This window comes from Natronorubrum amylolyticum, assembly GCF_052040145.1.
GTDB lineage: Archaea > Halobacteriota > Halobacteria > Halobacteriales > Natrialbaceae > Natronorubrum.
In genome coordinates, this window is record NZ_JBPPFW010000005.1 from 214,382 (window position 1) to 238,105 (window position 23,724).

The window sequence follows — 23,724 nt, forward strand, 5'->3', positions numbered from 1 at the left end:
CGCGCCGTTCAGGAGAGTTGCTCGCCGACGATCTCGTCGGCCCGCTCGATAAACGTCTGTTCTTCGCCTTTCGGCACCGTCGCACCGGCGGCAACGTCGTGTCCACCGCCGTCGCCGCCGACGGCTCGAGAGCCCTCGCCCATGACGACCGAGAGGTCGAGTCCCTGGCGGACCAGATTGTGGGTCCCGCGGGAGGAAACTTTCACCTCGTCCTCGTTTTTCTCCGCGAACGCGAGGATCGGCTTCGATCGGCTGATCCTCTCGTTCCCCATCGCCATCCCGGCGACGATGCCGACGATGGTCTCGCGGATCTCGTCGCCCGCGTCGAACCACTGGAGGTGGTCCTCGTGCGTGACGCCCTCGCGCGTGACGAGGTCGATTCCGTTCGAGAGGTTTCGTCGGTGGTCCCGGAGGAGTTTTCGGGCCCGCTCGAGTGCGTCACCCCGATCCCCGAGACAGACGCCGAGGCCGACGTCGGCGCGTTCGTAGCGAGCGGTCGCGTTGAGCAGCGTCGAGAACTCGCTGGCGTCTCGGAGTTCGGTGCCGACGGGTTCGGCGGGCAACACGTAGGCGGTGCTGACGAGTTGGTCGATCTTCGACGCGGGAACGCCTTTCGAGACGGCCCGTTGGACGAGTGCGCTGGCGACGGTCTGTTTCTCGTCGTTCGAGAGACCGGACCACCGGCGCCACTCGCCGTCCCGTTTCAACTCGAGGTCGAGGCCGTCGAGGAATCGAAGCGCACCGCCCTCGCTGTTGGAGATGCCGGGGATGTGGACGTCGGTGGCGTACTCGAACAGCTTGGGGAGGGGGCGAGTTTGTTTCCCGTAGAGTGCGAGATCAGTGCCGGTTTCGACGACGCCGGCCTCGACGCCCTCTTCGACGATCTTGGCGTTCGCACCGTGGAGTTCGCCGCTCGAGGCCTGCATGTCGCCGACGGCCCCGACGACGGCCAGCGCGGCCAGATCGCGGTTGTCGGTGCGGGCGTCGCTGGTCCCGCTCGCAGTGACGATCCCGCCGTCGGATCGCGGGTCCGTCCATTCACTGTCTGCCGACGTCTCTTCAGTCGAACGCAACTCTCCGTTTTGAACCTCCGCGAGCGCACGCGCGAGCACGTAGCTCGCGCCCGCACCCGAGAGTTCGGAGGCGCCGTTGATCCCGAACAGGAGCGGATTGAGGTGGTACTCGGTCTCCCGGTCGGCGGGCTGGTGGTGGTCCGCGATGACGGGCGTGAAGTCGCCCCTCTCTTCGTGTTCGCCGATGATCTCGAGCTGGCCGCTTCCGAAGTCGGTAAAGAGTACGGTCTCGTAGTCAGTCGCCGCGATATCGGCGATAGCAGTCTCGTCGAGCTGTTTCTCGAATACCGTCTCGAACGGGATCTTGGCCCGCTCGAGCGCGCTCGCGGCGATTGCGGCGCTGGTCAGCCCGTCGGCGTCGATGTGGGAGGCCAGCAGCACGCGGTCGGCGTCGGACAGCCGCGTTGCACACCGAGTCGCACAATCCTCGAGTTCGGGTACTGGCCCAGCCATGGAGGTATCGTTGGTGCGGCTTCGGTCATAAAGTTGCGGTCTGGCTCAGAGAAAGAGCATCTCGACCACCGGTTCGCGGAACAGGAGTAGGAGGATGTTGTTGACCGCGAACAAGGTGTACAGGACGACGACGACTCCGACGAAGCGGACGTCCATCGGGTCCGAGAGGACGTGACCGATCAGTACGACGGCGGCGGCGTAACAGAGCGCCGCGAGCAGGACGCCGGGCAGGCCGAACAACCCGTAGAAGAAGACGGTAACTGGGTTGAGTTCGGTCGCGTACGGAACCAGAAAGAACAGCGTCGCTGCGATGGCGTCGATCGCCCAGAGGACGAGAAACGCGGCTCGGAGCCCGACGGAGTTCGGCGGATCCAGGCTACCCTTACGGAACGTTTCTACTGCCATTGATAGTAGATAGAAGGGGGTTCGCGAGGGTAGACGTTGACCTTGCCAGCGCTGGTTGTGTGCGACTCTCACGCGCTCTGCGCCCGTCTGATCGCTTCGATCGCGTGACTAGCCTGTTACTCGTTAGCGCGTCGAACGGCTTCGAGCGTCTCCCGCGCGAGCGCCTCGAACGTGGCCTCGTCGGGTACTACGTCGACGCCGAGTCCGTGTGCGGCGGCGGTTTCGGCCGTGGGCGCGCCGATAACGCCGACGGTGGCCTCGGCGAGTCCCTCGAGTGTCTCCGAACGGAGTCCGTGGTCGGCCGCGGCCTCGAGGAAGTGTTCGACGGTCAGCGACGAGGTGAAGCAGACGGCGTCGAGGTCGCCGGCGGCGGCGAGAGCGGCGGATTCGCCGCTCCCCTCGGGTCGCACCAGTCGGTAGAGGACCGTTTCGTGGACGTACGCGCCCGCGGCCTCGAGCCCCTCGAGCAACACCGGGCTACCGTGGTCGCTGCGGGCGACTTCGACGCGCGCGCCGTCGATCTCGTTTGCTAGCGCGGCGACGAGTCCGCTCGAGGTGAACTCCTCGGGGACGATGTCGACTGCGTACCCTTCCCCGCGGAGCGCGTCGGCCGTCGCGGGACCGATCGCACAGACGGTTTCGCCGCTGGGTTCCCAGCCCGCCCCGGAGACGAGTTCCGCACCCGTCTTGCTAGTGAAGACGACGTACTCGGCGTCGGTTCGGGGCGTCGCGTCGGTCGGTTCGACGGCGAGCATCGGATCCGCTACGGGGTCGGCGTCGAGGTCCTCCAGCAGGCTGACAGCATCTTCGATCCGTTCGTCGTCGGGGCGGAAGACGGCGACGACGGGGGTCTCTGGTATCTCGCTCATCGTGGGTCCCTCTCAGTCGTCCTCGCTGACGTCGCCGTAGTCGTTTTGCAGAAAGTCGACCACCGACTCGCGACTGCCGGCGACGTCGCCGATCACCGTCACAGCGGGTGGCGAAATATCGGCCTCGTCGCGGGCGTCGACGATGGTCTCGAGCGTTCCCGTCGCGACCTGCTGGCCCGGCCAGGTGCCGCGTTCGACGAGGGCGACGGGCGTCCCGGGGTCCATGCCGGACTCGAGTAAGGCCGTCGTGTAGTCGGGAAGCCGACCGACGCCCATCAGGACGACGATGGTGCCGCCGGTTGCGGCGAGGGCGCCCCAGTCGACGGCGGATTCCTCCTTGGTCGGGTCCTCGTGACCCGTGACGAACGAGACGGAGGAGGCGTGATCGCGGTGGGTGACCGGGACGCCGGCGACCGCGGGCGCGGCGATGGCAGACGTGACTCCGGGCACGACCTCGAACGGTACGTCGTGGGCTGCGAGATACTCGGCCTCCTCGCCGCCGCGGCCGAAGACGAACGAGTCGCCGCCCTTGAGCCGAACGATCGACTTCCCTTCGCGGGCGAGTTCGACCAGTCGCTCGTTGATCTCGGACTGGGGCGTGCGCTCGCCGCCGGCGCGCTTGCCGACGTCCTTGCGGCGGTCCTCGGGGAGCATCTCGATGATCTTCGGGCCCGGAAGCTTGTCGTGGAGGACGACGTCGGCCGACTCGAGCAGCCGGTGGGCCTTGACGGTCAGGAGTTCGGGGTCGCCGGGACCGCTGCCGACGAGGTAGACGGTGCCGGGGTCGACGTCGATGGATTCGAACTCGGTGGTATCAGTCGACGTGTTCGCGTTCGTCATCTACTTCCCCTCCGGCTTGTCCGCCTCGGAGACGCCGTCTTTGTCGCCCTCGTCGTCGGTTTCCTCGCGCGCTCGCTCGATCAGCTCCGCGGCGCCGCGGTCGGCCAGATCCTGCGCGAACTCGCGAGCAGCCTCGGCGTGGCTCTCGATCGGCAGGTCGCGGCCCGCGACGACCGACTCCTCGCCGTCGCGGTCGAAGACGCTGACGTTCGCGTGGACGTACTCGCCCTGGACGACCGCGTAGATCCCGATCGGCGCGATACAGCCGCCGCCGAGTTCCGCGAGGATCGTTCGTTCGACCGTCGTCTCGACGCGGCTTCGCGGGTGGTCGATCACCGACTGGATCTCGCGGGCCGTCTCGCCGTCGACCGCGGTCACCGCCAGCGCGCCCTGGCCCGGGGCGGGGACGAACGCGTTCGTCGGCAGCTTCCGGTAGTCGACGTAGTGGGCGAAGCCGCTGCGCTCGAGGCCCGCCTGGGCCAGCACGATGGCGTCGAACTCGGTCTCGACCTCGCGGCCGAGGGCCTGTCGTTCGAGTTCGGAGAGGCCGTCGAACCAGTCGTCGACGGGCTGGTCGAACTCGGGTTCGAAGTCGTCGTTCCCGGTGTTCCCCTTGCGCTCTTTGTCAGCTTCCGTCCGCTCCTCGTGTTCCGCCTGCAGCGCGGGCGCGAGCAGCTTCTCGAGGCGCGTATCCACGTTCCCGCGCAGCGGCTCGACGGTAAGGTCGGGTCGCTCGGAGAGCAGTTGCGCGCGACGGCGGAGACTCGAGGTGCCGACGGTCGCGCCGTCGGGCAGGTCCTCGAGCGTCGAGCCGTCTGGCGTGACGAGGATATCGCCCGGTTTTCCGCGTTCCGGCACCGCGGCGGTCACCAGCTCCTCGGGCTGTTCTGTGGGCATGTCCTTCATCGAGTGGATCGCGCCGTCGAGGTCGCCCTCGAGGACGCGCTCGTCGAGTTCCCGGACGAACGCGCCGGTCTTCCCCAGTCGATGGATCAGTTCGTCTCTGATCTGGTCGCCCGTCGTTTCGACGGTGACGAGTTCGACCTCGTACCGCCGATCCTCCAATGCCTCCTGTACCAGCGAGGCCTGCCGCCGAGCGAGTGTGGACCCCCGTGTCGCCAATCGAAGCGTCCCGCGCGTTCTCATAGAGATGAGTCGTCGCCTCGGGTATGAAAAGCGCACGCTTGTCGGACGCTGACTGGTCGACCCGATTATATGTCTCTACGGACCTCCGTTACGAACCACTCGTGGCGAGATCTGACTAATATCGACGATATATCTCTTCCGGGAATTCCGGTGGGAACACGTTCGGACGGACACTTATACACCCGCCATTCGTAGGACCGGCCGGATGAGCGAAACTCTGTACGACCGACTCGGCGGCGAGGACGCCATCGCGGCAGTCGTCGACCGGTTTTACGAACGCGTGATTGCAGACGAACAGGTTGCCCACTACTTCGACGACGTCGATATGCAGAAACAACGCGCCCACCAGACTCAGTTTATCAGCGCGGTCGCGGGCGGTCCCGTCGACTACTCCGGTGCGGACATGGAGGCCGCACACGACGACCTAGAGATCACGAAACCCGACTTCGACGCTATCGTCGCCCACCTCGAGGCCACCCTCGAGGAGTTCGATATCCCGGCGGACGACCGGAACGCGGTCCTCGAGGCTGTCGGCCAGTACGAAGACGATATCGTCACGGCGACGGCCTAAGTCACGAACCGACGGTCGACTGCTATCGGACCCGAGGTCTTTTCATCCCGTCGCGGGTATCACCACGCAATGGCTGCAGTTACGCTGGGTCCCGAAGGAACCTACTCGCACCGGGCGGCGACGGCGGTCGCGAACGGCGACGAAATCGACTTCCGCCAGTCGGTGACGGCGATCGTTGACGCCGTCGCGGGCGGCGAGTACGACCGCGGCGTCATTCCGATCGAAAACAGCATCGAGGGCTCCGTCACGGAGAGCCTCGACGCGCTCGCGGAGTACGACGTCGCCGTCGTCCGCGAGATCGTCACCCCCATCAAACACGCGCTCCTCGCACAGGGGCCGGAGTTCGACACCGTCGCCAGCCACTCGCAGGCGCTCGCCCAGTGTCGCTCCTACCTCGAGCGCGAGTACCCCGACGCCACGCTCGAGGCCGTCGCGAGCACGGCCCAGAGCGTCGAGTTCGCCCGCGACGACCCCTCGATCGCGGGCATCGCCCACCCGGACAACGGCGGCGACGGCATCGAGGTCCTCGCCGAGGACATTCAGGATCAGGATTCGAACGCGACGCGTTTCTTCGCGCTCGCGCCCGCCGAGGAGCGCTCGAAGGGCGGCGGCAAGAGTTCGCTCGTCGTCTACCCGAACGCGAACTACCCGGGGCTGTTGCTCGAGTTACTCCAGCCCTTTGCGAACCGCGACATCAACCTCACGCGGGTTGAATCCCGCCCGAGCGGCCAGCGACTGGGCGACTACGTCTTCCACGTCGACATCGAGGCCGGCCTCTACGAGTCCCGGACGAAGGAGGCGATCGAGGATCTCGAGGAGTTAGCGGAGAAGGGGTGGGTCCGGCGGCTGGGATCGTACGACACCGAGCACGTGGTCGGGTAGGTCGGCGATTCGAAACTGAAATAGGGCAGTCTCGAAACGATTTGCTTTAATTTCGTTCGTCAAGCGGCGTTGCTGCGACTCTACCAGTCAGCCTCGTCGGACCGCAAACGGTTTTCCGCATCCCCGCGGGAGTACGCATATGACACTCGACGAAGGCGACGACGCCCCCACCGTGACCGCACCGAACCAGGACGGCGAGGAGGTCAGCCTCGAGTTCGACGAACCGACGGTCGTCTACTTCTACCCGAAAGACGACACGCCGGGCTGTACGATCGAAGCGAATCAGTTCCAGCGCGAGCACGAGACCTATCAGGATGCCGGCGTGACGGTCTACGGCGTCTCGCGGGACGATGTCGACTCGCACGAATCCTTCTGCCAACAGGAGGGCCTCGAGTTCGATCTGCTCGCCGATCCGGACGCCGAGATTGCCGACGCCTTCGGCGTCGAACTGCGGGATAGCGGCGTCACTACGCGAACAACCTTCTTCCTCGCCGACGACGAGGTGAAAGCGGTCTACGACGGCGTCGATCCGGACGGCCACGCGCGTAACGTCCTGTTAGACGCGCTCGAGGACGGACTGGTATCGCTGCCGGAGTAGGACTGGTGTCACTGCCGGAGTAGTCGGTTGTGACCTTCTACCGCGGGCAGAATTTATCCTGCTTGAACCCGTAGCAGCGAGTATGCGAAAGAACCCGTTCGAAGATATCGAGGAGATGCTCGACCGCGTCAGCCGGCAGGTCGAATCGGGGATGACCAGCGGCGGTCTCCAGGTGCCGGGATCGGTCCCGGCCGACGTCGTCGACACGGGTGAGGAGTACCTCGTCACGGCCGATCTGCCCGGCTACGAGACCGACGACATCGAACTGACGCTCTCGGAGGGAACGCTGCGCCTCGAGGCCAGCCGCGAGGACGAGGAGGCCTCGGCGGAGGGGCGCTACCTCCGGCGCGAACGGACGCGAACGTCGGCGAACCGCCGCATTCGGCTTCCGGAACCGGTCGAGGAGGAGGAGGTGTCGGCCGGCTACGAGAACGGCGTGCTGACGGTTCGACTGCCGAAGGTTACCGGCGGCGAGACGTCGAAAGAGATCGACATCGAGTGACGGAGCTTCGGATACGTCGATCGTCCGTTTCAACCGTTTTTTCGACCGGTGCCTCTTTCGACTGACGCCTCGAGACGACGATTCCTCGTCCGAGCGTCGATTCGTTTGGACAGCATGACGAAAGCTATAGGGCGGCGACGCCCGGACACGTATATAAGAATGAGCGACGCGGGATACGACCACGCGGCGGTCGAACGGCGCTGGCAGGAGGCGTGGGACGACGAAGACGCCTATCGGACGCCCGACGACGCCGAGGATCCGACGTACGTCCTCGGCATGTACCCCTACCCGTCGGGCAAACTCCACATGGGCCACGTCCGAAACTACACGATTACGGACGCGTACGCGCGATTCCGACGCATGCAGGGCGACGAGGTCCTCCACCCGATGGGGTGGGACGCCTTCGGTCTTCCCGCCGAGAACGCGGCCAAGGAACGCGACACCAATCCGCGAGACTGGACGTTCGACTGCATCGACACGATGACCGACCAGATGGAGTCGATGGGCTTTGGCTACGACTGGGATCGCGAGATCGCCACCTGCACGCCGGAGTACTACCAGTGGAACCAGTGGCTCTTCTCGCGGTTCCACGAGGAAGGACTCGTCGAGCGTCGCGATGCCGAGGTCAACTGGTGTCCCCACTGCGAGACCGTGCTGGCCGACGAGCAGGTCGAGGGCGAGGCCGAACTCTGTTGGCGCTGTGACACGCCGGTCGAACAGCGCGAACTCGAGCAGTGGTTCCTGCGGATCACCGAGTACGCAGACGAGTTGCTCGAGGATATCGACGACCTCGAGGGCTGGCCGAACTCGGTGCGCCAGATGCAGCGCAACTGGATCGGGCGGCAGTTCGGGACGGAACTGGAATTTCAGGTCGCAGGCCATGGCTCCGTCGAGGCCTTCACCACCCGCGTCGACACCATTCACGGGGCGACGTTCTTCGCGCTCGCGCCGGACCACCCGATCAGTGAGGAGTTGGCCGAGGCGGACGAGGACGTTCGCCACTTCATCGAACACGAAGCGGATCCCGAAGGCGACGAACCGAACGGCGTCGCGACCGATCTGACCGCGACGAACCCCGTCACGGGCGAGGAGATTCCCGTCTACGTCGCCGACTTCGTCCTCTCGGACGTCGGGACGGGCGCGCTGATGGCCGTCCCGGGCCACGACGAGCGCGACCACGCCTTCGCGACGAAGATGGACGAGGAGATCGTACCCGTCATCGCGCCGAAGCCGGACGACTGGGACGGCGAGACCGTCCCCGACGCGCCGGACGTCAGCGAGGAAGCGTTCACCGACGACGGTATCCTCGTGAACTCGGGCGAGTACTCCGGTCTCGAGAGCGAGACGGCTCGCGAACGGCTGACCGCCGATATCGAGAGCGCCGCGGAGTCCACCCAGTACCAGCTTCGCGACTGGGGAATCTCCCGGCAGCGCTACTGGGGGACCCCGATTCCGGTGATTCACTGCGAGGACTGCGGTCCGGTTATGGTTCCCGACGAGGATCTCCCGGTCGAGTTACCCGAATTCATCAACACCACCGGAAATCCGCTTGACGCCGCCGAGGAGTGGAAGCAGACGACCTGTCCCGACTGCGGCGGCGACGCCACTCGCGAGACGGACACGATGGACACGTTCGTCGACTCCTCGTGGTACTTCCTGCGCTACGTCTCGCCCGGCCTCGAGGACGCCCCCTTCGACCTCGAGCGAGCAAACGACTGGATGCCCGTCGATCAGTACGTCGGCGGCATCGAACACGCCGTGATGCACCTGCTCTACTCCCGGTTCTTCACGAAGGTGCTGGCGGATCACGAGGGGCTCGAGCACCGCGAACCATTCACGAACCTGCTGGCCCAGGGGATGGTCCAACTCGAAGGCGAGAAGATGTCCAAGTCGAAGGGGAACACGGTCTCGCCCCAGCGGATCGTCGAGGAGTACGGCGCCGATACGGCCCGCCTGTTCGTGATGCAGGCCGCCCAGCCCGAACGCGACTTCGACTGGAGCGAGGAGGGCGTTCGGTCGACGTACGCGTTCCTGAGTCGACTGCAGGAGATGGTGGATGGCTACGTGTCGGACGATCCCCAGGGCGAGGACGACGCCATCGCCAGCTACGTCGACGCGGAGATCGACGCGACGATCGCCATCGCCAGCGGCGAGTACGACGAGCTAACGTTCAACCGAGCGCTGCGCGAGACGCAGGATCTGACGCGGACGCTCCGGCAGTACGCCGACTACGCCGAGCCCCACGCCGAAACCTACGAACGCGGACTGTCGGCCGTCGTTCGCCTGCTCGCGCCGGTCGCTCCCCACCTCGCCGAAGAGCTGTGGGACGAACTGGGGTACGACGGGTTCGTCGTCGACGCCGAGTGGCCGACCGCGCAGGTCGACCGCGACTACGTCGCCAAGCGCCGACGGCTGGTCCAGAACACCCGCGAGGACATCCGCGACATCGTCGAGGTGGCCGGCATCGAGGACCCCGAGGCGATCGACGTCGTCGTCGCGCCCGACTGGACGTACGACGCCCTCGAGATCGCGATCGAGAGCGACGCCGACAACCTGATCGGCGAGCTCATGCAGGAATCACACATCCGCGAGCAGGGTGACGCCGCCGCCAGCTACGGACAGGACCTGCAGGCCGAACGCGAGGCGCTCTCGATGACGCTCGGTCCCGAGGACGAGCACGCGGCCCTCGAGTCCGCCGCGTGGCTGATCGAACGCGAGTTCGACGCGACGGTGTCGGTCGTCCACGCCGAGGAGGCCGACGACAGCGTGCTCACAAACGCCGAACCCGGTCGGCCGGCGATCGAGATCGAGGACTAACCGCGGTCGGTGTCGAACCACCACCACTTCTGACAGGCGACTGTCTACTTTATATCGTTTCCCGCCGTACCGTGACGTACAGCCCTCGCGCTGATTCTCGAGGATGACACAACACAGACAGCAACGGACGCGGACACGACGACGGACACGAACCGACCCGTTCCGATGGACGTTCGCCGACGGATCGTCGCCGGCCGCGCCACACGTCGCGTCGATGACGTGGCGCGACGGATCGTTTCTCAACTGGCCCGTCGATCCCGACGCGCTTCGCTCGCACGTACCCGACGAGTTGACGCTCGAGACGTACGACGGCGACGCCTGGCTCAGCGTTTTGCCGTTCGTGCTCACGAATGCCGGTATCCGCGGATCGCCGCCCATCGCCCGAACGGCGGTCGCCGAACTCAACGCCCGGACGTACGTTCGCCACCGCGGCGATCCCGGCCTGTTCTTCTTCAGTATCGACGTCGGAAGCCCGTTGGTCGCCGCGACCGTCGGCCGAACGACCCGGCTGCCGGTCTACCACGCCCACATGCGAGTCGGTGCCAACGACGAGGGCGTCGCGTTCTCGAGCACGCGGAGCCAGACCGCCGTCGGTGCTCGACCGCGGTTCGACGACGATCAGTCCACAGCGCGGTTCTCCGCGACGTATCAGCCCGACGGCGACGTCTTCACCCCGGAGCCGGGGACACTGGCGCACTGGCTCGTCGAGCGGCGACGGTTCTACGCCGCCGAGGAGAACCGGGGCGTCCTGTCGGGCGAAATCGCACACGACCCGTGGCCCTTGCAGCCGGCGACCGTTACGATCGACGAGAATACGATGTTCGTGGCGAACGACCTGCCGGCGCCGACGGGCGACCCCGTCGTCTACTACTGCGACGAACTCCGGATGACGGGATCGATTCCCCGGCGACTCCGCGATCGACGATAGTCCGACGCGGACGCGATTTCAGTTCGCGTCGCCGACGCCGACGAGATCGAACGGCTGGCCGTCGTCCGCCGCTCGAGCGTTCTCGTAGACGACGTGGGCCGCGGCGACGTCCTGGATGGCCAGCCCGGTCGAATCGAAGACGGTGACGCCCGTCTCGTCCGTTCGGCCCGGTTTCGAGCCGACGACGACCTCGCCGATCTCGGCGTGGATGTCGGCGTCGGTCAGGGTGCCTTCGTGGTAGGGGACGTTGATCTCGCCCGAGTGAGTGCACTGCTCGTGGTCGTCGATGACGATCGTGGCCGCCCGCAGGAGGTCGTCGGCCAGTTCGTGTTTTCCTTCCGCGTCGGCCCCGATCGCGTTGATGTGCGTGTGGTCGCCGACGTCGTCCGGGCTGACGATGGGGTCCTTGACGGGGGTTACCGTCGAGAGGATGTCGCAGTGGCCGGCCTCGGTAATCGAGCCGGCGCGAACATCGAACCGATCGTCGTAGGCGTCGACGAACGCATCGACACGCGCGTCGTCGGGGTCCGAGACGACGACCTCCTCGATCGATCGGACCTCGCTGATCGCCTCGAGTTGCGTGTACGACTGGACGCCAGCGCCGACGAGCCCGAGACTCGAGGCGTCGTCGACGGCGAGGTAGTCGGTCGCGACGGCCGCTGCGGCACCGGTGCGTTTCATCGTCAGCGTCGTGCCGTCCATGATCGCCTTCGGGAAGGCGGTCTCGGGGTCGGAGTAGATCATCGTCCCCAGGACGGTGGGCAGGTCGTGGTCTCCGGGGTTGTCCGGGTGGACGTTGACCCACTTCAGGCCGGCGGCGTCCCACTCGTCGGTCTCGAGGTAGGCCGGCATCGACCGGAAGTCGCCGTTGTATTGCGGGAGATCGATGTAGGACTTCGCGGGCATCTGCGTGTCTCCGCGTTCGAACGCGGCGAATGCTTGCTCGACTGCATCGATGACGTCGCCGAGTTTCGCGTAGTCGTCGACGTCGCCGCTGTCTAGGAGAAGCGTGTTCATAGTGGCGAATATTGCGGCACCGTCTTAGTAGGTTCGAATTGACAGGCCGACGCAGTCGCAGTTTCAGTACCGACACACGGCGAGTTTCCACCGGACTTGTTACTCGGACAACTCGACCGAACGGCCGAAATACGACCAGTTAAATATCGATAGCGGGTGTAGTATCGCACTGAACGAACTGTGTTCGGACTTCCCGACAACGATCGAGCGATCGCGAACTTCACGATGCTGGGTCACTCGTTGGTCCACTGGTTCGAGACCTCGATTCCGATCTTTCTCGTCGTCTGGCTGACCGAGTTTCCCGACGCCGGCGTCGCGGTCTTCGGCCTGATCGTCGCGCTTGGCTACGCGCCGTTCGGCCTCGGTGCACTGCCCGCCGGCGTCCTCACGGATCGCTACGGACCCAAACGGCTGATTCTCATCTGCCTCGGTGGGATGGCGCTCGCGTTCGTGGCGCTCGCGTTCGCGAACTCGATCGCCACCATCGCCGTCGCCCTCGTTCTGTGGGGAATCGCCGCGAGCGTCTATCACCCCGCCGGACTCGCGCTGATCAGCACCGGCGTCGAGGAACGACCGACGGTCTTCGCCTACCACGGGATCGCCGGCAACGTCGGCATCGCGCTCGGTCCGTTCGTCACCGCGACGCTCCTGATGGTCGGCCTCGAGTGGCAACTCGTCGCCGCCGTTCTCGCCGTCCCCGGCTTCGTCGGCCTCGCGTACGGACTCAGCGCGAACTTCGATCCGGCGGGCGCGGTCGACGCCGACGACGTCTCCGACGCCTCCGAACCGCTCTCGCTCTCGGAGTTCGTCTCCGGGTCGCGCGCCCTGTTCGCGAGCGCGTTCGCCGTCGTCTTCGCCATCGTGACGTTCGAGGGGCTGTTCTACCGCGGGATCCTCACCTACCTCCCCGAGATCCTCCACGATGCGCCGGCGATGGCCGTCCTCAACCTGCCGACCGGCTTCGAGGGCATCGAACCCGCGGACTACATCTACGTCGGCCTGCTCGTCGTCGGTATCGCCGGCCAGTACGCCGGCGGAAAACTCACCGATAGGGTTCGCGTCGAGCGCGGTCTCGCCGGTATCTTCGCCGTCCTCGCCGTCCTCGCGGTCGCCTTCGTCCCGGTGCGGGAGATGGGGCTCGGCCCGATCATCGTCCTCTGTGCGATTCTCGGTTTCTTCCTCTTTGCGATCCAGCCGTTCTACCAGGAGGCCGTCGCGGTCCACACGCCCGAAGACGCCCGCGGCCTCTCCTACGGCTACACCTACCTCGGCGAGTTCGGCCTCGGCGCGGGGAGCATCGCCCTTGGCGGCTTCGCCCTCGGCGTCGGCCTCGAGGCCTTCTTCGGTCTCTTAATCGGCTTCGCGCTCGTCGGCATGGCGCTCTCCTGGGGCCTGCTGGTCGCCATCTCGCGGTTCGGCGCGTGGGAGGGTCCAGGGGCTCGAGTGCAGAGCGAGGACTGATCCGGTCGTCACGCTGCCCGCCGTTCTGGACGCTGAGAATTGATGTTAATGGGTCTTGGTTGTCGAACTCGAGTCTTCGAGTACGAAGCTGATCAGGATGGGAGCGACGACGAAAAGGGCGTGGGCCGACTCGAGCCAACGATTCGAGCGGTAGTTCCTTCCGTTTCTCACCGCGAGGGCCGAAGGCCCGAGCGGGCCGACGACCGATGTGGAGGTCCCGGAGGGACCGGAACGGAGGGAGGAGTGCTTTTATACTAAATTTTGCCGAGGGCCAGCTCCGCTGGCCCGTGGTTCGAAAGGCGCTTCGCGCCTTTCGTCACTAAGCGGGAGCAGAGCTCCCGCGAGGTCCGCGAACCCGAAGGGTTCGCTTGATCACGAGAGAGCTTCGCTCTCTCGAACGACAGAGCAAAATTTAGTTCTGGCTCGCGGGTCGCATACGCTCCCCGCTCGCTTTCACGAGGTTCTCACTCGCGTTGCTCGTTCCGAACCTCGCCTACATCATGCCGCCCATGCCACCGCCCATGCCGCCCATGCCGCCGCCCATGCCACCGCCGCCTGGCGGCATCTCGTCGTCACCGTCGTCGTCGGCGACGGCGAGGTCGCCGGCGGCGATGACGTCGTCGATGCGAAGCAGCATGACGGCCGCCTCGGTGGCGGACTCGATAGCCTGGGTCTTCACGCGAAGCGGCTCGTAGACGCCTTCCTCGGCCATGTCGATCGTGTCGCCGGTGTAGGCGTCGAGGCCGGACGTGGTCTCGCCGGCATCGTGGTCGGCGCGGAGTTCGACGAGCGAGTCGATGGGATCGAGGCCGGCGTTCTCGGCGAGGGTGCGCGGGATGACCTCGAGGGCGTCGGCGAACGCTTCGACGGCGAGCTGCTCGCGGCCGCCAACCGAGTCGGCGTAGTCGCGCAGCGCGAGCGAGAGTTCGACTTCGGGGGCACCGCCGCCCGCGAGGACTTTGCCGTCCTGGAGCGTGGTGCGAACGACGCCGAGGGAGTCCTCGATGGCGCGGTCGACCTCGTCGATGACGTGCTCGGTGCCACCGCGGAGGATGAGGGTGACGGCCTTGGCGTCGTCGACGTCCTCGACGAAGATGCGCTGGTCGCCGGCGATCTCCTTCTGGGCGACGCTGCCGGCGAAGCCGAGGTCGTCCTCGGTCAGGTCATCGACGCTCGAGACGGGCGTGGCGCCAGTCGCGCGGGCGAGCTGGCCCTGATCGCTGGATTTGACGCGGCGGACGGCGATGATGCCCTCCTGTGCGAGGTAGTGCTGGGCCATGTCGTCGATGCCGCCGTCGACGAAGACGACGTCGGCGCCGACGTCGGCGACCGCTTCGGCCATCTCGCGCAGCTGGGTCTCCTCCTGTTCGAGGAACTGCTCGAGCTGGTCTGGGTCGGTGACGTTGACTTCGGCGTCGATCTCGGTCTCTTTGATCTCGAGGGCACCGTCGATGAGCGCGACGTTCGCGTCCTCGGCGAAGTACGGCATGCTGTCGGAGACGCGCTCCTTGTCGACGATGACGCCCTCGACGAGCTCGGAGTTGTCGATCGAGCCGCCGACGACCTTCTCGACTTTGATGTTGTCCGTGTCGACCTCGTCGCCGTCGGCGACCGAGCGGACGGCCTCGACGACGAGTCGGGAGAGCAGGTCGCGGGCGTTCTCGGCACCCTTGCCCGTCATCGCGGTGGCAGCGATCTGCTCGAGAATCTCGGTGTCGCCCTCGTCGACGTCGATGGCGATGTCCTCGAGTACCTCGGTGGCTTCCTCGGCGGCCTCTCGGTATCCCTGCGCGAGCGTGGTCGCGTGGATATCCTGCTCTAAGAGGTCCTCGGCCTGGCTGAGCAGTTCACCGGAGACGACGACGGCGCTCGTGGTGCCGTCGCCGACTTCGTCCTCCTGAGTCTCGGCGACTTCGACGATCATGTCGGCAGCGGGGTGGTCGATCTCCATCTCCGAGAGGAGCGTGACGCCGTCGTTCGTGACGATGACGTTGCCCGAGGAGTCGACGAGCATCTTGTCCATCCCCTTCGGACCGAGCGTGGTCCGTACGGACTCGGCAACGGCCTTCCCGGCCTGAATGTTCATCGACTGCGCGTCTTTGCCGGATGTCCGCTGGCTGTCCTCCGAGAGAACGATAAGGGGCTGGTTGCCCATCTGCTGTTGTGCCATAGTCAAGCGAAGGATTGTTTGTGATTCTATATAAATCTTTCGAGAACGTGCGAGCCAAAACCCACTACGAGGGCGTAGTACGGCAGTTCGCTGCCAGCCGTGCTACTGGTATTTATAACAACCTTCCGCCGTCGGAGCGTGAGAATTCACGGTGTGACGGCCGGTGGCTCCGCTCGTGTCGTCCCGGGCACGTTCACCATCGCGCTCTCAGCACCGTAGTCGCACTCTCAGTCCCGTAGTCGGTCGGCACCAACGGTCGGGAGCGGTCACGGACGGCAGTATATTTGGGGATCGCCGAGGTCGAGTCGAAACCGAAAACGGAGCGAACGGATCAGGACTGGCCGCCGGGGAATCGGTGGTACTGCATGCCCTGGTGTTTCATCTCGTTGTGTTTCTCCTCGAGGAAGGAGTAGACGGCGCCGTGTGGCGCGCCGTCGAGGAGCATTTCGGCGGCCGTTCGGACGACGTCGACCTGCTGGGGGGCGCCGATGATCCCGAGCGTCGAGCCGTAGATGACGACGTTGGCGCCCGACAGCTCCTCCATGAGCTCGCGAGTGCGGCCGCCCTCGCCGATGAGTCGCCCCTTCTTGCGTTTCATGTCGTTCGTGTTGCGCGCGGCGGCGTCGATGTCGACAACGTCGAACATGATCATATCGTCCTCGAGCAGTCGCAACGCCGCCTCGGGGGCGAAGCCGCGGCCGATCGCACGGACGATATCCGGCGCCTTGAGACCGAGCACGGGATCGCCGACGGTCTCGACGGCGACGGAGCCGTTCTCCGAATCGATGTCGAGTCGCACCTCGGCTTCCGCCTCGATCTCTCGCATCGTCTCGCCGCCCTCGCCGATGAGCACGCCGATGCGGTCCTGCGGAATCTTCACGTGTTGCATACGAAACGGTACTAGCTGAGCGAGGTTAAGCGCTTGGTCCGCGCGTGAGCGCATCGGTTACACGTCTCGAGTGTGCCGCTCCCCCACATCAATATACGCACCGCAGTGGTGTGAGTCCACATGTCCCCAGACGTTCGATACGAGAGCTCCGTTTCGACTGCCGACCGACTGAGTGGCACGCTCTTCGTCGCGCTCTCCAACCTCGGCGTCGCAGGTGTTACGGCTCTCGATCACCTCGTGACCGCTCGAGGTTGCGATCAAATCGGCGCCGTCCGATCCCGCGGCGTTCCACAGATCACGCCGGTCGAAAACGGCGAACCGAGACACCCGATACGCGTTTACGCGTCACCGGAGACCGATACCGGAATCGACTACTGTGCCGTGCTCAGCGAACTGTCGATACCCGTGTGGGCCGCCGCACCGTTCGTCGACGCGATCCTGAATCTGATCGGCCGAACCGAAGCCGATATCGACGAGATCGTGATCTTTCACGGAATTCCCATCCCCCACGACCCCGACGAACACGAGGTCTACGCCGTAAGCACTCCGGAGTACCGAACGCGACGACTCGAGAACACCGACATCGTCCCCCTCAACGGAGGCGTTCTCGACGGCGTGCCGAGCGAGCTAACCCTCCGGAATCTGGACGGCGAGACGCCTCCCGTCGGAACGCTCGTCACGCCGATCCATCCGCCGGGACCGGACTTCGACGCGGCGCTTCGGTTTCTTGCGTTCGTGCGCGAGGTCTACGCGCTCGACGTCGACGACGATCCGTTACGCGAACGGTCCGTGGCGATGACTCGCTACTACAGCGAACTCGCCGAGCGACTGGAGACGCTCGAAGCCGGCGACGTGCCGATCGGCACCCAGTCGTGGCCCGAGGACCGAATGTACATGTAGCACAACCGGCGAGAACGCGATGCAGCCACCCGAAACGCACGGTCGACGGATCACTCGAGGAGCGACCGGAACCGCACCGACTCCGAGAGGGTATCGACGATCGCGACCGTCCGATCCGCTTCGGACTTCGCCAGCACGTGTGCACCGGGATTGAGCACGGTCGTTCGCCCCTCGTCCGATAGCTCGCGTTCGTGGTGGTGGCCGTAGCAGACGAAGTCGTACGTCTCGCCGGCCGCGATGGCCTCGACCTCCTCGAGGCTCTCGCCGTGGAGAACGGCGACGGAGAGGCCGTCGAACTCGAGGCTCGCGAAGCGGCCGTGGAGTTCGCTCTCGCCGCCCAGCGCGTCGAATTGCGATTGAAGGTTCGCGACGTCGCCGTCGTTGTTCCCGAGAACGCCGTGAAGTTCGAAGCCGTCGAAGTAGCCGATCATCAACGGGGCGACGAAGTCGCCGCAGTGGATTACGATCTCAACGCCCTCCTCCTCGAAAATCTCGGTCGCCCGCTCGATCGCCTCGACGTTGTCGTGGGTGTCCGAAATGATCCCGATGTTCATACTCTACGACGCGACTGCGAGACCCAAATGCGTTCGGGGGTTCGACTCGAGTCGTCCTACGATTCGAGTCCCGACGGCACGCCGGCTCGTTCGAGTGCCCGTCGCCGCTCACTGTTAGTCAGTTGGTAGGGCTCGAGGGCCTCCTCGAGCGAGCCGAGTTCCGCACGTCGCTGCTGGTGGGCCGTCAGAAACTCCGTGATTCGGTCGATCGCGATCTCCTTCAATTCGCCGCTCAGCAGGTCGCCCGATCGGTAGTCGGCAGCGATTCGCTCGAGCCGTTCGTCGTCATTCTCGAAGAAGAATCGCAGGTACTGGAAGGGAACGTCGACGGCCGGATCGCCGCCGTGATCGCGGTGTTCCTCGAGCGTCGCTCGTCCGCCCGTATACGCGTGCGTTCGAATCGTCTCCGCGACGGTTTCGGGGTCGTCGGTGAGTTCGATCGACGGCGCATCGCTGGAGCTACTCATCTTCCCCGGGCCGTCGAGACTGGGAAGGAAGCGTCCGAGTAGGGCGCCCGGTTTTTCGACGGGCAGGGCGTCCTTCGCGGCCACGTCGCGACAGACGCGAACGTGGGGGTCCTGATCGACGGCGATGGGGACGAGCGTCGGCTGGCGGCCCGCGACGAGTTGCGGGAGCAGAAGGTGGGTCGCTTGCACGGCGGGGTAGAATTGCAGTCCGACGGTATCCTGTTGGCCGTAGACGGCTTCGACCGTCGCGGGCGTGAGGTACTTCGCGAGTCGAACGGCGATCGGATAGATCACATCCGCATCGGCCGTATCGACGACGATTCGCGTCCGTTCGGGATCGAAGCCGACGGCCAGGATGTCCCGCAGGTTTTCGCGCGTGTGGGCGCCGATCGACTCGAACGACTGCTCCTTCGCGAGAAACTTCTCGTCGTCCGAGAGCGGCACGTAGACCGTCGCGCCGGTCGACTCCTGCAACCGCTTTGCGAGGTACAGCGGCAGAACGTGTCCGAGGTGCATCGGCCCCGACGGGCCTCTGCCGGTGACGATCGCGTGCGGTTCGCCCGACGCGACGGCCTCGAGATAGCGATCGACGTCCCGACCGGCGTAGAAGGTGCGGCGGCGGAGCATCGGTTGGTCGGGGAAGCGTTCGATCTGGTCGTCGGTCAGCGGGTCGGCTCCGAAGCGCTCGAGCAGTTTTGCGTAGTCGATCGTCCCGTCGACAGCGTAGGGTGTGACGGTGAACTCGTCGTCGGTGTTCGGTTCACTCGAGCGGGCTGTGCTGGTGTTGTCGGTGCTGTTTGAGGGGTCGTCTGGTTCTGTCATTCGTCTCGAACCGTAGACTGCAGCGGCTGGAAGTCGGTACGCACGAAAACGAGCGAAGGGAGCGTCCGCCGCGACAGCCGACGGGTTAGGCCGCGTCGCCAGCCGCGAAGGTACTGTCCGCTCTCGAGGCGATCTGCCAGCGCCACTGCCACTCGAGAGCGGCCGTCATGACTCCATTATTTTTGCGAGACGGTAATGAAGATTTCGTCGAGATCCGTCCGTCACTCACTCAGTCTCGAGACGGGTCCGGCTCTGGACTCGTCACGAACTCGAGTAACTCCTCCTCGCTCGTCTCCAGCCCCTGCCGCGAGAAGAAACTCGCGACGTTTCGGCAGTCGCGCTCGAGGAACGTCCGGCTGTTCGGGTGGTGGACCGTGACGGCCTGCCCGACGTCGATGATCACGAGCTGGCCCTCGTCGAAGACGACGTTGTACTCGCTCAGGTCGCCGTGGATGATGCCCGCGGAGTAGAGCCGGCGCATGTACTCGCGCATGACTTCGTAGGCGGTTTGGGGGTTCTCGATGTGAACCTCGCCGAGCCGTTTCGCGCGGCCGTCGTCGTCGCCGATGTACTCCATGACCAACACGTTTCGCTCGGTCGCGATCGGCTCCGGAACGCGAACGCCGGCCGCTTTCGCTCGCTTGAGATTGGCGAGTTCCTTCTTCGTCCAGGCGAGGACGACGTCCTTCTTCTTGCCGCCCAGCCCTTCGAAGCGGGGGTCGCCCTCGAGGTAGTCGCGCATCTGCCGGAAGTTCGAGGCGTTGATCCGGTAGATCTTGACCGCGACGTCGCGGTCGTCGCCCAGCGCGTGGTAGACGTTGGCCTCTTTGCCCGTCGAGAGCGGCCCGCCGAAGGCCTCGACGTAGCCGTCCTGGACGAGTTTGTAGAGCGCCGCCAGCGTCGCGTCGTCGAACACCGACTGTTCGACTTTGAACTGGTCAGCGTCTTTGATCCGCTCTTCGAACTGCTCGAACTCGCGGTCGCGCTTGCGAGCGATCCGGTCGGCCTCGGTCTCCGAGACGTCGATCTCCTCCCACTCGTCGCCCGGCGTTTCCACTTCCTCGAGGTCGACCAGTCCGAACTCCGTATCCGTTCCCTGTCCCATCTAGTCGGCCTCTACGAGAGCGGTGCGGGTAAAGACTGGGTATCGGTGTTCGGTCGCGGTTCGCTGCCCCGCACTCGGCCCGTCGGACGCTGCCACGCCCACGCTTTTTTCGTTGTGTCCCCTACCAGTCGTATGAGTCGCACAGCAAATCGGCGAGCGGCGGGGCACGAGCGATGACGGGACACGACGTCACCCTCGAGTGGCCGGACGGTCGCACCGAGCGCGTCGCGGTCGGGCCGCGGGAGACGGTGCTCGAGGTGGCCGGCCGGGAGGGCATTCGACTCCCGTACGACTGTCGAAAGGGCACCTGTACGGCCTGCGTCGGTCGACTACGCGCGATCGACGAGGACGGATCCGAGCCCGACGCGGCCGCGGATCACGGCGACCGCGCGACCGATCCGATCGACGCCGCGGCGGCGTTCGACTACCGACGCGCGCCGACGGCACTGACCGACCGAGAGCAGCGAGAGGGGTACGTCCTGCTGTGTATCGCGCTCGTCCACGCGGACTGCCGCGTCGAGGTCGGTCCGAGGGTGCGCTCGGAAGTCGGGGGCAGCCCCTGGAGTTAGTCGCTCGAGCCGGCGTTCGCGATCCGGTTCCGTCGCACGGCTTGACCGGTTCGGTCTCGGTGGCGGTTGCGGTCGCTCGCCGCCGAGCGTTGTCCGCCGGGCCGATAGCGAGCGCGGACCGTCGGGCCGACGGTGGCGACGCCTCAGTAACACGACGGCGCGTCAGTAACGTTAACGGGGCCGCAACGTAATCCTCGAGCAACGAATGTCCCTCACTGACGAGAACGCGGACGAAGACAACCCGTACCTCCGAGACCCGCCGACGGAGTTCGAACCGCTCGAGGCGCTCTCGGCGGACGAGGCCGAACAGCAGGTCGAGTTACTCCGGGAGGCCATCCGCGACCACGACCGCCGCTACTACGTCGAGGGGGATCCGATCATTGCCGACCGAACGTACGACGCGCTCTTTTCCCGTCTGCAGGATCTCGAGGACGCCTTCGATCTCTCTCACCCCGACAGCCCGACGCGAAGCGTCGGTGGCGAACCGCTCGAGGCGTTCGAGACGGTCGAACACGTCGCGCCGATGCTCTCGATCGACCAGAGCGGCGAGGCCAAGGACGTGCGGGAGTTCGACGAACGGGTACGCAGGGAGGTGGGTGAGGTTCGGTACGTCTGCGAACCCAAGTTCGACGGCGTCTCGATGGAATTCGTCTACGAGGACGGCTCGCTCGACCGCGCCGTCACCCGTGGCGACGGCCGCGAGGGCGACGACGTCACGCGAAACGCCCGCACGATCGGATCCGTTCCACAGCAACTCCACGGCGACTACCCCGATTTTCTTGCGGTTCGCGGAGAGGTCTACATGCCCAAGGACGCGTTTCAGGAACACAACCGCGAGCGGATCGAACGCGGCGAGGAGCCCTTCGCGAACCCCCGGAACGCGACCGCGGGGACGATCCGCCAACTCGATCCCTCGGTCGTCGCCGACCGGCCCCTCGAGGTGTTCTACTTCGACGTGCTCGAAGCGAGCGACCTCGAGGACAGTCACAGCGCGGAACTCGAGCGCTTCCCGGAGTGGGGGCTGCGGGTGACCGAGCACGTCGAGTTCGCCGAGGGCGCGAAACCACGTTCCGCGAATCAGTCGAGTAGCGCGGAGCAACGCTCCGCGGACAGTCAAGCGGCGAAGCCGCAAGACAGCGGCGACGAGCCGAGAGACGCAATCGAAGAGGCCATCGACTATCGCGACCGGATGCTCGAGGCGCGGGACGATCTGGGCTACGAGATCGACGGCACCGTGATCAAGGTCGACGACCGCGAGGCCCGCGAGGAACTGGGCCGAACGGCGCGCCACGACCGCTACGCGTTCGCCTACAAGTTCCCTGCCCGCGCGGAGGTAACCCCGATCGTCGACGTGGCGGTACAGGTGGGCCGCACGGGCCGTCTGACCCCGGTCGCCCTCCTCGAGCCGGTCGACGTCGGCGGCGTGACGGTCTCTCGAGCGAGTCTGCACAACCCCGAGGAGATCGCGGAAAAGAACGTCAACGTGGGGGATACCGTCCGCGTCCAGCGCGCGGGCGACGTGATTCCCTACGTCGAGGAGGTCGTCGAGAAGGGCAGCGAGGGACACTACGAACTGCCCGAACACTGCCCGGTCTGTGACAGCGCCGTCGAGCGTGACGGGCCGATGGCGTTCTGTACGGGCGGGCTGGCCTGTGACGCGCAGCTTCGACGCTCGATCGAGTACTACGCCAGCGACGACGGGCTGGATCTCGAGGGACTGGGCGAGAAGAGCGTCCGCCAGCTCGTGGATGCGGGCCTGCTCGAGTCCGTCGCGGACCTCTACGACCTCGAGCGCGAGGAGCTGACCGAACTCGAGGGCTGGGGCGAGACGAGCGCCGAGAACCTGCTGTCCGAACTCGAGGAGAGCCGCGAGCCCCCGCTCGCCGATTTTCTCTCAGCACTGGGAATTCCCCACGTCGGCCCGTCGACGGCCCGTGAACTCGCCCGCGAGTTCGGCACGTTCGCAGCGTTTCGCGAGACGGCCGAGGACGATCCGGAGCGACTCGAAGGCGTCGACGACGTCGGCGAGACGGTCGCCCAACAGCTCCACGACTTCTTCACGAGCGAGGCCAACGCCGCGGCCGTCGACGACATTCTCGAGCACGTCTCGCCGCAAGAGACCGAACTCGAGGCCGGCGGCGACGAACTCGAGGGGTTGACCTTCGTCTTCACCGGCTCGCTCGAGGGCGTCACCCGCGGCGAGGCTCAGGAGACCGTCGAGGCCCACGGGGCCAACGCGACGGGTAGCGTCTCGGGCAACACGGACTACCTCGTCGTCGGCGAGAGTCCGGGCCAGACGAAACGCGACGACGCCGCGGACAACGACGTGCCAATCATCGACGAGGACGAGTTCCGAGAGTTGCTCGGCGAGTACGGGATCGGGCTCGAGTGATCGGTGATCGGATATTCGGACCGGATCGAATGAAGAACCGTTATGAGTTGCGATCAATCCACGCACAGAATTCGTCGAAGTCCTGTGCACCTGCGCTGTCGGCGATCGTTCTGAGTGGTCCCGTTCGAAGCTCGTCGTGTAACGGGACCGTTACGCGCCGTTGGTCCTCCTCGTTCGTCGGGTGTTCGTAGTACAGTTGCGCGTGATCGCCGGTTGTTCGACGCCACTCGAATCCGCCGGCGTTGACCAGCGCTTTCACGACCTCTTTCCCGGAGAACGTTCGCCGCCCCATTC

General features: G+C 65.7%; 22 protein-coding genes. 10 read left to right on the plus strand and 12 right to left on the minus strand.

Going from position 1 to position 23,724, the window contains the following annotated elements:
• Positions 1–8: 8 nt before the first annotated feature.
• From recJ to hemC, 5 genes are all read right to left on the minus strand, one after another.
• Positions 9–1,526: a RecJ family nuclease gene (gene recJ, locus ACSFDB_RS18870; protein WP_440772451.1), complete on the minus strand. Its 1,518-nt coding sequence runs from the start codon at positions 1,524–1,526 to the stop codon at positions 9–11.
• Positions 1,527–1,571: 45 nt separating this feature from the next.
• The gene (locus ACSFDB_RS18875; RefSeq protein ID WP_440772452.1) at positions 1,572–1,931 is read right to left on the minus strand and encodes a hypothetical protein; all 360 of its coding nucleotides are present in this window, start codon (positions 1,929–1,931) and stop codon (positions 1,572–1,574) included.
• 116 nt (positions 1,932–2,047) lie between these two features.
• Complete coding sequence (locus ACSFDB_RS18880) at positions 2,048–2,800, minus strand: uroporphyrinogen-III synthase (protein WP_440772453.1); 753 nt, start codon at positions 2,798–2,800, stop codon at positions 2,048–2,050.
• Between the two features lie 12 nt (positions 2,801–2,812).
• The gene (cobA, locus tag ACSFDB_RS18885) at positions 2,813–3,640 is read right to left on the minus strand and encodes a uroporphyrinogen-III C-methyltransferase (RefSeq protein ID WP_440772454.1); all 828 of its coding nucleotides are present in this window, start codon (positions 3,638–3,640) and stop codon (positions 2,813–2,815) included.
• Positions 3,641–4,786, minus strand: coding sequence for a hydroxymethylbilane synthase (gene hemC, locus ACSFDB_RS18890; RefSeq protein WP_440772455.1), 1,146 nt, complete (start codon positions 4,784–4,786; stop codon positions 3,641–3,643).
• Positions 4,787–4,991: 205 nt separating this feature from the next.
• Here hemC and ACSFDB_RS18895 point away from each other — a divergent pair, with 205 nt between their 5' ends.
• From ACSFDB_RS18895 to ACSFDB_RS18920, 6 genes are all read left to right on the plus strand, one after another.
• Positions 4,992–5,357, plus strand: a complete 366-nt coding sequence (locus ACSFDB_RS18895) for a group I truncated hemoglobin (RefSeq protein ID WP_440772456.1) — start codon at positions 4,992–4,994, stop codon at positions 5,355–5,357.
• A 69-nt stretch (positions 5,358–5,426) separates the two neighbouring features.
• The gene (gene pheA, locus ACSFDB_RS18900; protein WP_440772457.1) at positions 5,427–6,239 is read left to right on the plus strand and encodes a prephenate dehydratase; all 813 of its coding nucleotides are present in this window, start codon (positions 5,427–5,429) and stop codon (positions 6,237–6,239) included.
• A 139-nt stretch (positions 6,240–6,378) separates the two neighbouring features.
• The gene (locus ACSFDB_RS18905; protein WP_440772458.1) at positions 6,379–6,837 is read left to right on the plus strand and encodes a peroxiredoxin; all 459 of its coding nucleotides are present in this window, start codon (positions 6,379–6,381) and stop codon (positions 6,835–6,837) included.
• A gap of 82 nt (positions 6,838–6,919) precedes the next feature.
• Positions 6,920–7,339, plus strand: coding sequence for an Hsp20/alpha crystallin family protein (locus tag ACSFDB_RS18910; protein ID WP_440772459.1), 420 nt, complete (start codon positions 6,920–6,922; stop codon positions 7,337–7,339).
• A gap of 159 nt (positions 7,340–7,498) precedes the next feature.
• The gene (leuS, locus tag ACSFDB_RS18915) at positions 7,499–10,156 is read left to right on the plus strand and encodes a leucine--tRNA ligase (protein WP_440772460.1); all 2,658 of its coding nucleotides are present in this window, start codon (positions 7,499–7,501) and stop codon (positions 10,154–10,156) included.
• 103 nt (positions 10,157–10,259) lie between these two features.
• Positions 10,260–11,084 (plus strand): YqjF family protein, encoded by an 825-nt coding sequence (locus tag ACSFDB_RS18920; RefSeq protein WP_440772461.1) that lies wholly within the window; start codon positions 10,260–10,262, stop codon positions 11,082–11,084.
• Positions 11,085–11,102: 18 nt separating this feature from the next.
• On the opposite strand, the gene ACSFDB_RS18925 is transcribed toward ACSFDB_RS18920, so the two are convergent.
• The gene (locus tag ACSFDB_RS18925; RefSeq protein WP_440772462.1) at positions 11,103–12,101 is read right to left on the minus strand and encodes an ornithine cyclodeaminase family protein; all 999 of its coding nucleotides are present in this window, start codon (positions 12,099–12,101) and stop codon (positions 11,103–11,105) included.
• A 225-nt stretch (positions 12,102–12,326) separates the two neighbouring features.
• On the opposite strand from ACSFDB_RS18925, the gene ACSFDB_RS18930 reads away from it, so the two are divergent.
• The gene (locus ACSFDB_RS18930) at positions 12,327–13,562 is read left to right on the plus strand and encodes an MFS transporter (RefSeq protein ID WP_440772541.1); all 1,236 of its coding nucleotides are present in this window, start codon (positions 12,327–12,329) and stop codon (positions 13,560–13,562) included.
• Positions 13,563–14,055: 493 nt separating this feature from the next.
• Here the strand turns inward: ACSFDB_RS18930 and thsA are convergent, their stop codons facing one another.
• Both thsA and ACSFDB_RS18940 read right to left on the minus strand, forming a co-directional pair.
• Entirely contained in the window at positions 14,056–15,717 is a 1,662-nt protein-coding gene (gene thsA / locus ACSFDB_RS18935) for a thermosome subunit alpha (protein ID WP_440772542.1), read from the minus strand.
• 346 nt (positions 15,718–16,063) lie between these two features.
• The gene (locus tag ACSFDB_RS18940; protein ID WP_440772463.1) at positions 16,064–16,621 is read right to left on the minus strand and encodes a KH domain-containing protein; all 558 of its coding nucleotides are present in this window, start codon (positions 16,619–16,621) and stop codon (positions 16,064–16,066) included.
• A gap of 120 nt (positions 16,622–16,741) precedes the next feature.
• On the opposite strand from ACSFDB_RS18940, the gene ACSFDB_RS18945 reads away from it, so the two are divergent.
• Positions 16,742–17,521, plus strand: coding sequence for a proteasome assembly chaperone family protein (locus tag ACSFDB_RS18945; RefSeq protein WP_440772464.1), 780 nt, complete (start codon positions 16,742–16,744; stop codon positions 17,519–17,521).
• 50 nt (positions 17,522–17,571) lie between these two features.
• Here the strand turns inward: ACSFDB_RS18945 and ACSFDB_RS18950 are convergent, their stop codons facing one another.
• From ACSFDB_RS18950 to rio1, 3 genes are all read right to left on the minus strand, one after another.
• On the minus strand, positions 17,572–18,075 hold the full coding sequence (locus ACSFDB_RS18950) for a metallophosphoesterase (RefSeq protein ID WP_440772465.1): 504 nt from the start codon (positions 18,073–18,075) through the stop codon (positions 17,572–17,574).
• A gap of 56 nt (positions 18,076–18,131) precedes the next feature.
• Entirely contained in the window at positions 18,132–19,364 is a 1,233-nt protein-coding gene (locus ACSFDB_RS18955) for a tryptophan--tRNA ligase (protein ID WP_440772466.1), read from the minus strand.
• Between the two features lie 229 nt (positions 19,365–19,593).
• Positions 19,594–20,469 (minus strand): serine/threonine-protein kinase Rio1, encoded by an 876-nt coding sequence (gene rio1 / locus ACSFDB_RS18960; RefSeq protein ID WP_440772467.1) that lies wholly within the window; start codon positions 20,467–20,469, stop codon positions 19,594–19,596.
• A gap of 173 nt (positions 20,470–20,642) precedes the next feature.
• On the opposite strand from rio1, the gene ACSFDB_RS18965 reads away from it, so the two are divergent.
• Both ACSFDB_RS18965 and ligA read left to right on the plus strand, forming a co-directional pair.
• Positions 20,643–21,038, plus strand: coding sequence for a 2Fe-2S iron-sulfur cluster-binding protein (locus ACSFDB_RS18965; RefSeq protein ID WP_440772468.1), 396 nt, complete (start codon positions 20,643–20,645; stop codon positions 21,036–21,038).
• A gap of 205 nt (positions 21,039–21,243) precedes the next feature.
• Positions 21,244–23,430 carry an NAD-dependent DNA ligase LigA gene (gene ligA / locus ACSFDB_RS18970; protein ID WP_440772469.1) on the plus strand — a complete coding sequence of 729 codons (2,187 nt, stop codon included), beginning with the start codon at positions 21,244–21,246 and terminating at the stop codon, positions 23,428–23,430.
• A gap of 40 nt (positions 23,431–23,470) precedes the next feature.
• On the opposite strand, the gene ACSFDB_RS18975 is transcribed toward ligA, so the two are convergent.
• Positions 23,471–23,722, minus strand: a complete 252-nt coding sequence (locus tag ACSFDB_RS18975) for a type II toxin-antitoxin system HicA family toxin (RefSeq protein WP_440772470.1) — start codon at positions 23,720–23,722, stop codon at positions 23,471–23,473.
• Positions 23,723–23,724: the final 2 nt, after the last annotated feature.

Bases quoted from the DNA above. Each gene is read 5' to 3' on its own strand.
- rio1 (WP_440772467.1), bottom strand. From the start codon at position 20,469: ATGGGACAGGGAACGGATACGGAGTTCGGACTGGTCGACCTCGAGGAA.
- ACSFDB_RS18965 (WP_440772468.1), top strand. From the start codon at position 20,643: ATGACGGGACACGACGTCACCCTCGAGTGGCCGGACGGTCGCACCGAG.
- hemC (WP_440772455.1), bottom strand. From the start codon at position 4,786: ATGAGAACGCGCGGGACGCTTCGATTGGCGACACGGGGGTCCACACTC.
- ACSFDB_RS18955 (WP_440772466.1), bottom strand. From the start codon at position 19,364: ATGACAGAACCAGACGACCCCTCAAACAGCACCGACAACACCAGCACA.
- ACSFDB_RS18925 (WP_440772462.1), bottom strand. From the start codon at position 12,101: ATGAACACGCTTCTCCTAGACAGCGGCGACGTCGACGACTACGCGAAA.
- ACSFDB_RS18940 (WP_440772463.1), bottom strand. From the start codon at position 16,621: ATGCAACACGTGAAGATTCCGCAGGACCGCATCGGCGTGCTCATCGGC.
- pheA (WP_440772457.1), top strand. From the start codon at position 5,427: ATGGCTGCAGTTACGCTGGGTCCCGAAGGAACCTACTCGCACCGGGCG.
- ACSFDB_RS18895 (WP_440772456.1), top strand. From the start codon at position 4,992: ATGAGCGAAACTCTGTACGACCGACTCGGCGGCGAGGACGCCATCGCG.
- recJ (WP_440772451.1), bottom strand. From the start codon at position 1,526: ATGGCTGGGCCAGTACCCGAACTCGAGGATTGTGCGACTCGGTGTGCA.
- ligA (WP_440772469.1), top strand. From the start codon at position 21,244: ATGTCCCTCACTGACGAGAACGCGGACGAAGACAACCCGTACCTCCGA.
- ACSFDB_RS18880 (WP_440772453.1), bottom strand. From the start codon at position 2,800: ATGAGCGAGATACCAGAGACCCCCGTCGTCGCCGTCTTCCGCCCCGAC.
- ACSFDB_RS18920 (WP_440772461.1), top strand. From the start codon at position 10,260: ATGACACAACACAGACAGCAACGGACGCGGACACGACGACGGACACGA.
- ACSFDB_RS18975 (WP_440772470.1), bottom strand. From the start codon at position 23,722: ATGGGGCGGCGAACGTTCTCCGGGAAAGAGGTCGTGAAAGCGCTGGTC.
- ACSFDB_RS18905 (WP_440772458.1), top strand. From the start codon at position 6,379: ATGACACTCGACGAAGGCGACGACGCCCCCACCGTGACCGCACCGAAC.
- ACSFDB_RS18910 (WP_440772459.1), top strand. From the start codon at position 6,920: ATGCGAAAGAACCCGTTCGAAGATATCGAGGAGATGCTCGACCGCGTC.
- thsA (WP_440772542.1), bottom strand. From the start codon at position 15,717: ATGGGCAACCAGCCCCTTATCGTTCTCTCGGAGGACAGCCAGCGGACA.
- leuS (WP_440772460.1), top strand. From the start codon at position 7,499: ATGAGCGACGCGGGATACGACCACGCGGCGGTCGAACGGCGCTGGCAG.
- ACSFDB_RS18930 (WP_440772541.1), top strand. From the start codon at position 12,327: ATGCTGGGTCACTCGTTGGTCCACTGGTTCGAGACCTCGATTCCGATC.
- ACSFDB_RS18945 (WP_440772464.1), top strand. From the start codon at position 16,742: ATGTCCCCAGACGTTCGATACGAGAGCTCCGTTTCGACTGCCGACCGA.
- ACSFDB_RS18950 (WP_440772465.1), bottom strand. From the start codon at position 18,075: ATGAACATCGGGATCATTTCGGACACCCACGACAACGTCGAGGCGATC.
- ACSFDB_RS18875 (WP_440772452.1), bottom strand. From the start codon at position 1,931: ATGGCAGTAGAAACGTTCCGTAAGGGTAGCCTGGATCCGCCGAACTCC.
- cobA (WP_440772454.1), bottom strand. From the start codon at position 3,640: ATGACGAACGCGAACACGTCGACTGATACCACCGAGTTCGAATCCATC.